This is a genomic window from Pseudomonas putida NBRC 14164 (assembly GCF_000412675.1).
GTDB lineage: Bacteria > Pseudomonadota > Gammaproteobacteria > Pseudomonadales > Pseudomonadaceae > Aquipseudomonas > Aquipseudomonas putida.
This window is the reverse complement of the sequence record NC_021505.1, coordinates 918,832-931,869: the sequence shown is the minus strand read 5'-3', so window position 1 is coordinate 931,869 and position 13,038 is coordinate 918,832. Positions and strand designations below refer to the sequence as shown.

General features: G+C 62.8%; 10 protein-coding genes. All 10 read left to right on the top strand.

Annotated features, from left to right (window positions below):
- Positions 1 to 128: 128 nt before the first annotated feature.
- The 10 genes from yaaA (at position 129) to PP4_RS04050 (ending at position 12,909) form a co-directional block, all read left to right on the top strand.
- The gene (yaaA, locus tag PP4_RS04090) at positions 129 to 908 is read left to right on the top strand and encodes a peroxide stress protein YaaA (protein WP_016498011.1); all 780 of its coding nucleotides are present in this window, start codon (positions 129 to 131) and stop codon (positions 906 to 908) included.
- A 109-nt stretch (positions 909 to 1,017) separates the two neighbouring features.
- Positions 1,018 to 1,155, top strand: a complete 138-nt coding sequence (locus tag PP4_RS29255) for a hypothetical protein (protein ID WP_158490995.1) — start codon at positions 1,018 to 1,020, stop codon at positions 1,153 to 1,155.
- A gap of 615 nt (positions 1,156 to 1,770) precedes the next feature.
- Entirely contained in the window at positions 1,771 to 3,087 is a 1,317-nt protein-coding gene (locus PP4_RS04085) for a nucleotide sugar dehydrogenase (protein ID WP_016498010.1), read from the top strand.
- Between the two features lie 74 nt (positions 3,088 to 3,161).
- A complete protein-coding gene (locus tag PP4_RS04080; RefSeq protein ID WP_016498009.1) occupies positions 3,162 to 4,643 on the top strand; it encodes a glycosyltransferase family 2 protein in 1,482 nt (493 codons plus the stop codon).
- Positions 4,644 to 4,680: 37 nt separating this feature from the next.
- Positions 4,681 to 5,847: an alginate biosynthesis protein Alg44 gene (locus PP4_RS04075; protein ID WP_016498008.1), complete on the top strand. Its 1,167-nt coding sequence runs from the start codon at positions 4,681 to 4,683 to the stop codon at positions 5,845 to 5,847.
- Positions 5,848 to 5,859: 12 nt separating this feature from the next.
- The gene (algK, locus tag PP4_RS04070; RefSeq protein ID WP_016498007.1) at positions 5,860 to 7,287 is read left to right on the top strand and encodes an alginate biosynthesis TPR repeat lipoprotein AlgK; all 1,428 of its coding nucleotides are present in this window, start codon (positions 5,860 to 5,862) and stop codon (positions 7,285 to 7,287) included.
- Positions 7,284 to 8,762, top strand: coding sequence for an alginate export family protein (locus PP4_RS04065; RefSeq protein WP_016498006.1), 1,479 nt, complete (start codon positions 7,284 to 7,286; stop codon positions 8,760 to 8,762). Before algK ends, PP4_RS04065 begins: the two co-directional genes overlap by 4 nt.
- Before the next feature lie 22 nt (positions 8,763 to 8,784).
- On the top strand, positions 8,785 to 10,344 hold the full coding sequence (gene algG / locus PP4_RS04060; RefSeq protein ID WP_016498005.1) for a mannuronan 5-epimerase AlgG: 1,560 nt from the start codon (positions 8,785 to 8,787) through the stop codon (positions 10,342 to 10,344).
- A gap of 13 nt (positions 10,345 to 10,357) precedes the next feature.
- Positions 10,358 to 11,797 carry an alginate O-acetyltransferase gene (locus PP4_RS04055; RefSeq protein ID WP_016498004.1) on the top strand — a complete coding sequence of 480 codons (1,440 nt, stop codon included), beginning with the start codon at positions 10,358 to 10,360 and terminating at the stop codon, positions 11,795 to 11,797.
- 8 nt (positions 11,798 to 11,805) lie between these two features.
- Entirely contained in the window at positions 11,806 to 12,909 is a 1,104-nt protein-coding gene (locus PP4_RS04050) for a mannuronate-specific alginate lyase (RefSeq protein ID WP_016498003.1), read from the top strand.
- The last annotated feature ends 129 nt before the right edge of the window (positions 12,910 to 13,038 follow it).

The window sequence follows — 13,038 nt, the reverse complement described above, 5'->3', positions numbered from 1 at the left end:
CTCCGTAACGGCAAAACGCGAACTATAGCGCCTGCACCGGGCATGGTCTGTGACTATCGTCGCCATAGTTTGGAGTTGCACCGCCCGGCCCGTAGAATCTGTGGCCAACGATGCCAGGAGCCGACCCGATGCTGACGGTGATTTCCCCCGCCAAGACCCTCGACTACGACACCAAGCCTGTAACCGAGCGTTTCACCCTGCCCCAGTACCTGGACGACTCCCAGGAACTGATCCAGCAACTGCGCGAACTGTCGCCGGCGCAGATCAGCGAACTGATGCACCTGTCCGACAAGCTCGCAGGCCTGAACGCCGCCCGCTTCGGCAGCTGGACCCCGGACTTCACCCCCGCCAATGCCAAGCAGGCCCTGCTGGCGTTCAAGGGTGACGTGTACACCGGCCTTGACGCAGAGAGCCTGGGCGAGGACGACTTCAGCTACGCGCAAGACCACCTGCGCATGCTTTCGGGCCTGTACGGCCTGCTGCGCCCGCTCGACCTGATGCAGCCCTACCGCCTGGAAATGGGCACCAAGCTGGCCAACGCCCGCGGCAAGGACCTGTATGCCTTCTGGGGTACACGCATCAGCGAATGGCTGAACCAGGCCCTGGCCGAACAAGGCGATGACGTGCTGCTGAACCTGGCCAGCAACGAGTACTTCAGTGCAGTGAAACGCAGCGCGCTGAAGGCCCGGGTGATCAATGTCGACTTCAAGGACCTGAAGAACGGCCAGTACAAGATCATCAGCTTCTACGCCAAGAAAGCCCGCGGCATGATGAGCCGCTTCGTCATCCAGCAGCGCATCAGCGACCCGGAACAGCTCAAGCAGTTCGACGTGCAGGGGTACTACTACAGTGCCGAGCACTCCAGGCAGGACCATCTGGTGTTTTTGCGGGATCATCCCTCGGACTGACCCTGTGACGCCCTCTTCGCGGCTAAAGCCGCTCCCACAGGATGCGCGATGAGCTACCGGCCAGCGCCACACCTGTGGAAGCGTCTTTAACTGCGAAGAGACTGCTGCCATGAAACGTCCCCCCGCCCTGCAATGGGGCTCGCTGCAAATTGCCACTATGTCACTATTTCGACGCCAAAAAACCACCACCCACACATTTATCGCCAAACGCCATAAGACCGTTCATACCTTTTTTGACGAATTCTGAAAAATTTTTTCGGATGCTGGCATAAAAATATCTCGTAACAGTTTCACCCTTGATACACGGGGGTGAAACACCCGCGTGCTATCAATTTGAAACTGCCCATAACTGAATAAATATTTAGAAATCTTTCATTCGGGCGAAACCCGCTCAGGAACTTCTCCTGCGGGAGATCGCTCATAGTGCCGTAACGATTTTCCTGCCTACGGGCTGTGAGAGATGACTTACAGATGACAACGGCAGGTATCTACTACCCGCCCTGGTAACTTCGACAGGTAGCACGGGATCCCCCGAAAACCTTGTCCCATGCAGGAGACGCGTCCCTTACACATCGTCCTAGTGGTTGATTTCAAAGGATTTATCCACTTGAAAAAACAAGCACAGCAACGCGCCAAGTAGCGCATTGCAATAAAGACGGCTGCATTTCAGGGCACGTTTTTTAATTACTGGCTTTTTACTGCCAACTTTGAGTGCATAACTTTTTGCGCTCCGGATTTATTTTGCCTGCGCTCGGCGAAGTGTGCATTCGCCATGGACCCGTGCGCCTGAAAACTGATGTTAATCAACCCAGCCCGGCTCTCTGCGGAGGCGCCGGCGTGATAAACACATGAGGTGATAGCGATGCGTATCAGCATCTTTGGTTTGGGTTATGTAGGTGCAGTCTGTGCAGGCTGCCTGACGGCGCGTGGCCATGAAGTGATCGGTGTGGACGTGTCCAGCACCAAGATCGACCTGATCAACCAGGGCAAGTCGCCCATCGTCGAACCTGGCCTGGAAGCACTGCTGCAACAGGGCATCGCCAATGGCCGCCTGCGCGGCACCACCGACTTCGCCGAAGCCATCCGTGCCAGCGACGTGTCGATGATCTGCGTGGGCACGCCCAGCAAGAAGAACGGCGACCTGGGCCTGGAGTACATCGAGTCGGTGTGCCGTGAAATCGGCTACGTACTGCGTGACACCACCCGCCGCCACACCATCGTGGTGCGCAGCACCGTGCTGCCGGGTACCGTCAAGAACGTGGTCATCCCGATCCTCGAAGACTGCTCGGGCAAAAAAGCCGGCGTCGACTTCGGTGTCGCAGTCAACCCGGAATTCCTGCGTGAAAGCACCGCGATCAAGGACTACGACCAGCCACCGATGACCGTCATCGGCGAACTGGACACCGCCAGCGGCGACATCCTGCAAGCCCTGTACGAAGAACTCGACGCCCCGGTCATCCGCAAGCCGATCGAAGTGGCCGAGATGATCAAGTACACCTGCAACGTGTGGCACGCCACCAAGGTCACCTTCGCCAACGAGATCGGCAACATCGCCAAGGCGGTAGGCGTTGATGGGCGTGAAGTGATGGACGTGGTCTGCCAGGACACGGTGCTGAACCTGTCCCAGTACTACATGCGTCCTGGCTTCGCCTTCGGCGGTTCGTGCCTGCCAAAGGATGTGCGCGCCCTCACCTACCGTGCCGCCAGCCTCGACGTGCGTGCACCGCTGCTCGACTCGCTGATGCGCAGTAACGAATCGCAGGTGCAGAACGCCTTCGAGCTGATCGAAGCCCATGACAAGCGCAAGGTCGCCCTCCTCGGCCTGAGCTTCAAGGCCGGTACCGACGACCTGCGCGAAAGCCCCCTGGTAGAGCTGGCCGAGCGTCTGATCGGCAAGGGCTACCAGCTGGACATCTACGACGAGAACGTCCAGTACGCCCGTGTACACGGCGCCAACAAGGACTACATCGAGTCGAAGATCCCGCACGTGTCGTCGCTGCTCAATGCCGACTTCCAGCAGGTGATCGACAACGCCGACATCATCGTCCTCGGCAACCGTGACGAGCAGTTCCGCGCGCTGGCCCAGCAAGCGCCAGCCGGCAAGCAGGTGATCGACCTGGTCGGCTTCATGAGCAAACCGACCTGCACCACCAGCCGTACCGAAGGCATCTGCTGGTAAGCCCTCGGCCGGGCGGTGCAGGCCTCACAGCCTGCGTCGCCCACCCTTTCCCGAATTCTCGACGGATGCTGAACATGCAAAGGCTCCAGACCGTGCTGTTGCAGTGCGCCGGGTGGCTGCTCTACATGAGCCTGCTCATGCTGATCGCCCTGGCCCTGCCAGCCGATATCTTCGACTCGCAGTCGAAGCACTTCATCTTCCTGGTCGGCGCAGTCGGCATCTGGCGCTATTCCATGGGCGCCACCCATTTCATCCGCGGCATGATCTTCCTCTACGGCGTATACCCGTACCTGCGCCGCAAGGTGCAGAAAATGGGCGATGCCACCGACCCGTCGCACGTTTACCTGATGGTGACCAGCTTCCGCATCGAAGCGCTGACCACCGCCCAGGTGTACAGCTCGGTGATCCGCGAGGCGATCAACTGCGGCTTCCCCACCACCGTGGTCTGCTCGCTGGTGGAAATGTCGGATGAACTGCTGGTTAAGAGCCTGTGGGCCAAGTACAACCCGCCGGCCCATGTGAAGCTGGACATCGTGCGCATTGCCGGTACCGGCAAGCGCGATGGCCTGGCCTACGGCTTCCGCGCCATCTCGCGCATGCTGCCGGACGAGAACGCCGTGGTGGCCGTGATCGACGGCGACACCGTGCTGGCCGATGGCGTGGTCCGCAAGACCGTGCCGTGGTTCAAGCTGTTCCCCAACGTTGGCGGCCTGACCACCAACGAGTTCTGCGAAGTACGTGGCGGCTACATCATGAGCGAGTGGCACAAGCTGCGCTTCGCCCAGCGCCACATCAACATGTGCTCTATGGCCCTGTCCAAGCGCGTGCTGACCATGACCGGACGCATGTCGATGTTCCGCGCAAGCGTGGTGACCAACCCCGAGTTCATCGCCGACGTCGAAAGCGATTCGCTGATGCACTGGCGCCTGGGCCGCTTCAAGTTCCTTACCGGTGACGACAAATCCAGCTGGTTTAGCCTGATGCGCCTGGGTTACGACACCTTCTACGTGCCGGACGCCGCCATCAACACGGTCGAGCACCCGCCAGAAAAGAGCTTCTTCAAGGCCAGCCGCAAGCTGATGTACCGCTGGTACGGCAACAACCTGCGGCAGAACTCCCGTGCACTGGGCCTGGGGCTGGGCCGTCTGGGGCTGTTCACCAGCATCGTGCTGTTCGACCAGCGCGTGTCGATGTGGACCAGCCTGCTGGGGCTGACCGTGGCGGTGATCGCCAGCCTCAAGTTCGGCCTGGCCTTCCTGCTGGTGTACCTGCTGTGGATCGGCATCACCCGCCTGATCCTCACCATCATGCTGCTGTGCTCCGGCCACAACGTGGGCCCGGCCTACCCGCTGATTCTCTATTACAACCAGATCATCGGCGCGCTGATGAAGATCTACGTGTTCTTCCGCCTCGACAAGCAGTCCTGGACGCGTCAGCCCACTGCCCTCAAGCGTGACCTCGCCAGCTTTCAACAATGGTTCAACACCTGGTCCTCGCGGACCATGACCTTCTCGGCTGCCAGCATCTTCGTTGCTGTGCTGTTCATGGTCGTGTGAGCCCAACCCGGATCGGATCTAACAGGAACAAACCACCATGAATACCGCCGTGAACGTCAATGTCGTGCATGAGTCCGAAGCCCAGCGCCAACACGCCCGGGTACGCATTCCCGCCAAGCTGCGTTTCCTGGACGCCCAGCGCCAAACCCACGAAGTGAAGGTCGACGACCTTTCCGCCGGTGGCCTGAGCTTCCACACCAAGCAGCCACTGTCGGTGGGCGATGTGCTGCGCGGGCGCCTGCAGTTCGTGGTCGACAACCTGGGCCTGTCGATCGACATCGAGTTCCAGGTGCGCTCGTACAACCCGGACAATGGCCGTACCGGTGCGCAGTTCCAGAACCTTGAACCACGCGACATCGCCACGCTGCGACACATCATCACCAGCCACCTGTCGGGTGAGCTGATCAGCATCGGCGATGTGCTCAGCACCTTGCAGCGCGACAACTTCACCAAGGCACGCAAGCAGAAGGACGGTGGTTCGGGCCTGAGCGCCTTCGGCCGACTCAAGGCGGTTACCGTCACCCTCGGCGTGTTCGTAGTTGGCGTTGCGGCGTTCGGCTTCGTCGCCAAGTCGCTGTACGGCATGTACTTCGTCAGCCACGCCGAAGCCGGTGTGGTCGCGGTACCGACCACCACTATCACCATGCCGCGCGACGGCACTGTGAGCAGCCTGGTCGAAAGCGGTGGGCAGATCGCCAAGGGCGCACCACTTGCCAGCTTCACCACCAGCATGCTGGACATGCTCAAGGGCAACCTGGACGACGCGCAGCTGGAACCGGCGAAGATCGAGGAACTGTTCGGCAAGCAGCTGTCAGGCACCCTCACCAGCCCCTGCGATTGCGTGGTCGCCCGCCAGCTGGTGGACGATGGCCAGTACGCGGCCAAGGGTCAGGCGATCTTCCAGCTGATCCCGCGCACCACCACGCCGATGGTCGAGGCGCGCTTCAGCTACCGCCAGTTCGACGAGGTCAAGCCAGGTACCCGGGTCAACTTCCAGGTCGCCGGCGAAGACGAAGTGCGCACCGGCCAGATCGTCAGCAGCACCAGCCTCAACAGCGAAGACCTGTCCTCCGACATCCGCGTGCAGATCAAGCCTGACAGTGGCATGCCCGCCGAACTCGCCGGCCGCCCGGCAGCGGTCAACAGCGACCGTGGCCCGTCAATGAACTGGCTGATCGACAAAGCCGTGGCCCGTGGGCTGTAAGAGGATCACCGCATGATTCCCTACAAGAAGCGCGCAAACCTGGGCCTGTGTGCCCTTGCTGCTGCCATCACCCTGGCCGGCTGTGCCGGCCTGCCTGACCAGCGCCTGGCCAACGAAGCCCTGAAGCGTGGCGACACGGCATTGGCCGAGCGCAACTACAAGGCCCTGGCCGACCTGGGCTACAGCGAAGCGCAGGTGGGCCTGGCGGATATCAAGGTGGCCACCCGCGACCCGTCGCAAATCAAGGAAGCCGAGGCCACCTACCGCGCCGCGGCCGCCACCTCGCCCCGCGCCCAGGCGCGCCTTGGCCGCCTGCTGGTAGCCAAGCCCGACAGCACCCAGGCCGAACGCGAGGAAGCGGAAACCCTGCTCAAGCAGGCCGCGAAACAGGGCGAAAGCAACACCCTGATTCCGCTGGCCATGCTCTACCTCAGCTACCCGCAGAGCTTCCCCAAGGTCAACGCGCAGCAGCAGATCGACCAGTGGCGCGCCGCCGGCAACCCCGAAGCGGGCCTGGCCCAGGTGCTGCTGTACCGCACCCAGGGCACCTACGACCAGCACTTGGGCGACGTGGAAAAGATCTGCAAGGCCGCGCTGAGCACCACCGACATCTGCTACGTCGAACTGGCCACCGTGTACCAGAAACGTGGCCAGGCCGACCAGCAAGCCGCCCTGCTCGGCCAGCTGAAATCCGCCTACGCCCGTGGCGCCGTACCGGCCACCCGGGTCGACAGCGTTGCCCGGGTACTGGCCGACCGCAGCCTGGGCCAGACCGACGAGAAAACCGCCAAGGACCTGCTCGAACAGGTAGCCCCGGCCAACCCGGCATCCTGGGTCAGCCTGGCGCAACTGGTGTACGACTTCCCCGAACTGGGCGACACCGACCAGTTGCTGGCCTACATCGACAAGGGCCGCGAGGCCGAACAGCCACGCGCCGAACTGTTGCTGGGCCGCCTGTACTACGAAGGCAAGACCCTGCCGGCCGACGCAAAAAAAGCCGAGCAGCACCTGCAAGCCGCCGCCGACGCCGGTGAAATCAGCGCCCATTACTACCTGGGCCAGCTGTACCGCCGCGGCTACCTGGGCAATGTCGAGCCGCAGAAGGCCGTCGACAACCTGCTGGCCGCCGCCCGTGGCGGGCAGAACAGCGCCGACTATGCGCTGGCCCAGTTGTTCAGCGAAGGCCACGGTATTCGGCCGCAACCGGGCAATGCCTGGGTGTTCGCGCAGTTGTCCCAGGCCAACCCGACGCCGCAATCGACAGAAATGCTCCAGCAGCTCGACCAGCAACTGACCCCTGACCAGCGCAGCCAGGCCCAGCAACTGCTGGCGCAAGAGAAACAGGCGCGCGGCAGCATGGCGCAGGGGGCCAACAGCACCCTGGCCATCGAAGCCCTGCAAGACGACGAAAAAGAAGTAGACGGTGAGGACTCGCTATGACGCTTAATCCCTTCGTGAAAGCTGGCATCGGCCTGAGCTTCGCCCTGCTGTGGTCCTGCCCGACCCTGGCGGAAATGACCGCCGAGAAAAACTTCGGCCTGGACGTGAAAATCACCGGCCAGTCGGAAGACGACCGTGACCTGGGCACCCGCCCTGGCGGCGACGTCAACGGCCTGGGCCTGGACCTGCGCCCCTGGGTGTACGGCGAGCGCGGTAACTGGAGTGCCTATGCAATGGGCCAGGCAGTCGCCGCCACCGACACCATCGAAACCGACACCCTGCGCCAGAACGACGACGGCACCAGCACCGAAACCGGTGACGACAGCCGCCAACCTGACAAAAGCTACCTGGCCATGCGCGAGTTCTGGGTCGGCTACAGCGGCCTCACCGCCTACCCAGGCGAGCAACTGCGCCTGGGTCGCCAACGCCTGCGCAGCGACGATGGCATGTGGCGCGACACCAACATCGAAGCGCTGAACTGGACCTTCGACACCACCCTGCTCAAGGCCGACCTGGGCGTGGCCCAGCGCTTCAGCGAGTACCGCACCGACCTCACAGAACTGGCCCCGGAAGACAAGGACCGCACGCACATCTACGGCAACGTAGCCACGCAGTGGACCCCTGGCCACTGGGTAGGCGTACGCGCCCACCACACCCATGACAGCGGCAGCCTGAAGAACCCGGGCGAAACCGTGGATGCGCTGGACAAGACCCGTACCGGTGACCTGACCTGGCTGGGCCTTGAGGCCAACAGTGACGCCTATAACTGGCGCAACGACCACACCGTCAACTACTGGGGCAGCGTCACCTGGCTGACCGGTGACCGCGACACCCTCAGCAGCCAGGCCGTAGGCAACGAGCAGGTTGCCACCGGCAAGCAAAGCGGCGACGTGAATGCCTGGGCCACCGACCTCGGCATCCGCCTGCGCCTGGACCCGCAATGGCAGGTCGGTGCGGCCTACGCCCGTGGCAGCGGCGGCGGTGGCGACGACGGCTCGAACAACTTCGAGCAGACCGGCCTTGAAAGCAACCGCTCCAACTTCACCGGCACCCGCTCGCGCGTGCACCGCTTCGGCGAAGCCTTCCGCGGCGAGCTGGGCAACCTGCAGGCGGCCACCCTGTTCGCCTCGTGGCAGCTGCGCGACGACTACGACGCCAGCCTGATCTACCACAAGTTCTGGCGTGTCGACGGCAACCAGAACATCGGCTCCAGCGGCATCAACGCGGTGGTCAACGACAACGGCGTGAACCGCCCGCTGGTCGATGGCGAAAAAGACCTTGGCCAAGAGATGGACGTGGTCGTGACCAAGTACTTCAAGCAAGGCCTGCTGCCAGCTTCCATGAGCCAGGCCATCGACGAACCGTCCGCCCTGGTGCGCTTGCGTGCCGGTGTATTCAAGCCGGGCGACGCCTACGGCAAGGAAGCGGACTCGTACATGCACCGCGCCTTCGTCGATGTGATCTGGCGCTTCTGAGGCCGGTAGGGGACTGACCGTTATGAACCTTCACCCGCACTTACGTCACAGCCTGCTGGCCAGCGCCTTGCTGCTGGCCAGCGGCCTGGTCGCTGCCGCAGAACCTAAGGTGATCGCCAAGGAGCTGCAGCAGGCCAAGACCTACACCGTGGCCAGCGCACCGATCGAGCCGCTGCAGATGGACCCGCCAAAGCTGCCCGACCTGACCGGCTTCACCGCCGAAGCGGTGCAGAAGAAAATCGACCGCCGCCACAAAGGCAAGGTCAGCCTGCGCCGCATGTTCCAGGAGGACACCCTCAAGGAGTTCGTCGGCGGCGACAACAAGGCAGCCGAGTGGGTGCAGCGCCAGCACGGCATCCCGCAGGCGATCTTCGTCGATGACGGCCATATCGACCTGGTCGAGCTGAGCAAGAAGGTGCCCAAGCAATACCTCAGCGAGGTCGAGCCAGGGGTTTACCTGGCACGTCTGCCGATCGTGGTCGGGCAAAAGGGCATCCTTGAGATCGACGGCAAGGTCAAGCAGCTGCGCCTCTCCCAGGAGGGCGGTTCGTTCCTGGTCAATGACGGCAAGCTATTCGTCACTGACACCCAGGTGACCGGCTGGCGGGAAAAGGACAACGGCCCGGCGACCTTCCGCTCGCCCAAGGAATTCCGCCCGTTCCTGTTGTCGTGGGGCGGTACCGAGACCTACATCGTCAACACGAAGATGGCCAGCTTCGGCTACGCCAAGTCCAAGTCGTATGGCGTGAGCATTTCGCAGTACACGCCGAACATGGCCAAGCGCATGGGCCGCCCGGAACCTACCGGCTGGATCATCGGCTCGGAGTTCAGCGACATGTGGTACGGCTTCTACTGCTACGAGACGCAGGACTTCGTGGTCAAGGACAGCACCTACCGCGACAACATCGTCTACGGCATCGACCCGCACGACCGGTCGCACCGCCTGATCATCGCCGGCAACACCGTGTACGGCACCAAGAAGAAGCACGGCATCATCGTTTCGCGTGAGGTGAACGACAGCTGGATCATCAACAACAAGAGCTACGACAACAAGCTCTCGGGCGTGGTGATCGACCGTAACAGCGTCAACAACCTGATCGCCTACAACCAGATCTACCGCAACCACACCGACGGCATCACCCTGTACGAAAGCGGCGACAACCTGATCTGGGGCAACAAGCTGATCAACAACCGCCGCCACGGCATCCGCGTGCGCAACAGCGTGAACATCCGCCTGTACGAAAACGTCGCCATGGCCAACGGCCTGGTGGGCGTGTACGGCCACATCAAGGACTTGTCCGACACCGACCGCGACATCGCCCTTGACCCGTTCGACACCAAGGTGTCGCTGATCGTGGTGGGTGGCGAGCTGGCGGCCAATGGCTCCGGCCCACTGTCGATCGACTCGCCGCTGTCGGTCGAGCTGTACAAGGTGTCGATGCTCGCCCCGCGCAAGGCCAGCGGCATCAGCCTCAACGGCATCCTCGGCGAGCGCCAGGACGAAATCCTCGACCTGCTGGTGCGCCAGCAAAAGGCTGTGCTGATCGACCCGGTCGAACGCCAGACCGAAATGATCGATTAAGGAAGCCCAGACCATGACTCCACACCTGATGAAACTGCTGGGCCTGTCCGCCGCCCTCCTGGCGATCAGCCAAGGCGTGCGCGCCGAAGAAGTGAAGGCCCCCACCTTCAGCGCCGAGCCCTGCTGCCAGCTGTGCCCCGAAGCGCACGACGCCAGCCGCTACACCACCCGTTACCAGCAGAACTTCACCACGCTGGTGCAGGCCAAGGGCGACTGGCTGTTCCGTACCCGCGAAGACCTGCGCACCGAGTTCAACACCACCCCGGCCGGCTACAAGCGCCTGCAACAAGTGCATGACGCCTTCAAGAAGCGCGGCGTGGAACTGGTGGTGGTGTACCAGCCGACCCGCGGCCTGGTGAACCGCAACATGCTCAACCCGGCCGAGAAAGCCGCCTTCGACTACCAGAAGGCCTTGGGCAACTACCAGGCCATGCTCAAGCGCTTCGCCAGCATGGGCTACAACGTGCCCGACCTGTCGCCGCTGACCAACGAGCAACTGGCCGCCGCCGACCAGGGCAAGGACTTCTACTTCCGTGGCGACCAGCACTGGACGCCATATGGCGCCGAGCGGGCTGCCAAAATCGTGGCCGACACCGTGCACAGGATGCCGGCCTTCGAAGGCATCCCGCGCAAGGAATTCGAAACGAAGAAATCCGGGCGCATGGGCAAGACCGGCACCCTGCACAACGTCGCCGGCCAACTGTGCGGCACCAGCTACGCGGTGCAGTACATGGACCAGTTCGCCACCGAGCCGAAAGGCTCCAGCGGCGGCGACGACCTGTTCGGTGACAGCGGCAACGCGCAGATCACCCTGGTCGGCACCAGCCACAGTGGCAAGAACTACAACTTCTCGGGCTTCCTCGAGCAATACATCGGCGCCGACGTGCTCAACGTCGCCTTCCCTGGCGGCGGTCTGGAAGGCTCGATGATCCAGTACCTGGGCAGCGAGGAATTCCAGAAGAACCCGCCGAAGATCCTGGTGTGGGAATTCTCCCCGCTGTACCGCCTGGACCAGGAAACCATCTGGCGGCAAATCCTTGGCCTGCTTGATGACGGCTGCGACGACCGCCCGGCCCTGATGAGCGCCAGCACCACCCTCAAGCCCGGCAAGAACGAACTGATGGTCAACGGCAAGGGCGGCGTGATCAAAGACCTGATCAACCGCAACCTGCAGATGGACGTCAAGTTCGAAGACCCGTCGGTGAAGGTGTTGCAAGCCACCCTGTGGTACCTCAACGGGCGCCATGAGGACATCAAGCTGGAAAAACCGGAAACCTCCGACACCGACGGCCGCTTTGTCTTCCAGATGCGCGAAGACGAAGACTGGGCCAGCCAGAGCCTGCTGGCGTTCGAGGTACAGGGGCCGGAAAACGGCACCCAGAAGGTCGAGGCCAAGCTCTGCAAACGCAACAACTTCGCCGTGCCTGCGCAAACCGCGCAGGCCGGCCAGTGAGGCGACCCATGACCCATCTGAAGCACATCTTTCGCCCCGCCCTCCTCGCGTTGGCCCTGTTCGGCGGTGCCGCGCACGCCGCGCTGGTACCGCCCCAGGGTTACTACGAGGGGATCGAAAAGCTCAAGACCGGTGACGGCAACTTCCGCTGTGAAGCGGCGCCCAAGCCATACACCGGCGCACTGCAGTTTCGCAGCAAGTACGAAGGCTCGGACAAGGCACGGGCGACGCTCAACGCAGCCTCGGAAAAGGCCTTCCGCAAGTCGACCGAAGACATCACCACCCTTGAGAAAGGCGTGAGCAAGATGGTTGGCCAGTACATGCGCGACGGCCGCCCGGCGCAGCTCGACTGCACCCTGGCGTGGCTGGGCACCTGGGCCCGCGCCGATGCGCTGCTGTCCACCGATTACAACCACACCGGCAAGTCGATGCGCAAATGGGCGCTGGGCAGCATGAGCGGTTCGTGGCTGCGCCTGAAGTTCTCCAATTCGCAGCCACTGGCCGCACACCGGGCCGAGGCCGAGCTGATCGAAAAATGGTTCGCCCGCCTGGCCGAACAGACCGTGCGCGACTGGAGCGACCTGCCGCTGGAGAAGATCAACAACCACAGCTACTGGGCCGCCTGGTCGGTCATGGCTACCGCCGTCGCCACCGACCGCCACGACCTGTTCGACTGGGCCGTGAAGGAATACAAGGTCGGCGCCAACCAGATCGATGACCAAGGCTTCCTGCCCAACGAAATCAAGCGCAAGCAGCGTGCGCTGGCTTACCACAACTACGCCCTGCCGCCGCTGGCGATGATTGCCAGCTTCGCCCAGGCCAATGGCGTCGACCTGCGCGCCGAGAACAACTTCGCCTTGCAGCGCCTGGGTGAAGGCGTGCTGGCCGGTGCCCGCGATCCCAGCCACTTCAAGGCGCGTGCCGGTGAAAAACAGGACATGACCGACCTCAAGGTCGACGGCAAGTACGCCTGGCTCGAGCCCTGGTGTGCGCTGTACCACTGCGTCGGCGACACGCTTGAGCGCAAGCACGACATGCAACCGTTCAACAGCTTCCGGCTGGGGGGCGATGTGACCCGGGTCTACGACCCGAGTGCAGAGACCAAGAAATGAATTGACCCCCATTGCGGGGGCGGAACCTGTGGGAGCGGGCATGCCCGCGAAGAAGCCACCGCGGTGCATGGCAAGGGCTTCGCCCTTGTTCGCGGGCTTGCCCGCTCCCACAGGGATCTAAGTTGCCTT

Bases quoted from the DNA above. Each gene is read 5' to 3' on its own strand.
- yaaA (WP_016498011.1), top strand. From the start codon at position 129: ATGCTGACGGTGATTTCCCCCGCCAAGACCCTCGACTACGACACCAAG.
- PP4_RS29255 (WP_158490995.1), top strand. From the start codon at position 1,018: ATGAAACGTCCCCCCGCCCTGCAATGGGGCTCGCTGCAAATTGCCACT.
- PP4_RS04085 (WP_016498010.1), top strand. From the start codon at position 1,771: ATGCGTATCAGCATCTTTGGTTTGGGTTATGTAGGTGCAGTCTGTGCA.
- PP4_RS04080 (WP_016498009.1), top strand. From the start codon at position 3,162: ATGCAAAGGCTCCAGACCGTGCTGTTGCAGTGCGCCGGGTGGCTGCTC.
- PP4_RS04075 (WP_016498008.1), top strand. From the start codon at position 4,681: ATGAATACCGCCGTGAACGTCAATGTCGTGCATGAGTCCGAAGCCCAG.
- algK (WP_016498007.1), top strand. From the start codon at position 5,860: ATGATTCCCTACAAGAAGCGCGCAAACCTGGGCCTGTGTGCCCTTGCT.
- PP4_RS04065 (WP_016498006.1), top strand. From the start codon at position 7,284: ATGACGCTTAATCCCTTCGTGAAAGCTGGCATCGGCCTGAGCTTCGCC.
- algG (WP_016498005.1), top strand. From the start codon at position 8,785: ATGAACCTTCACCCGCACTTACGTCACAGCCTGCTGGCCAGCGCCTTG.
- PP4_RS04055 (WP_016498004.1), top strand. From the start codon at position 10,358: ATGACTCCACACCTGATGAAACTGCTGGGCCTGTCCGCCGCCCTCCTG.
- PP4_RS04050 (WP_016498003.1), top strand. From the start codon at position 11,806: ATGACCCATCTGAAGCACATCTTTCGCCCCGCCCTCCTCGCGTTGGCC.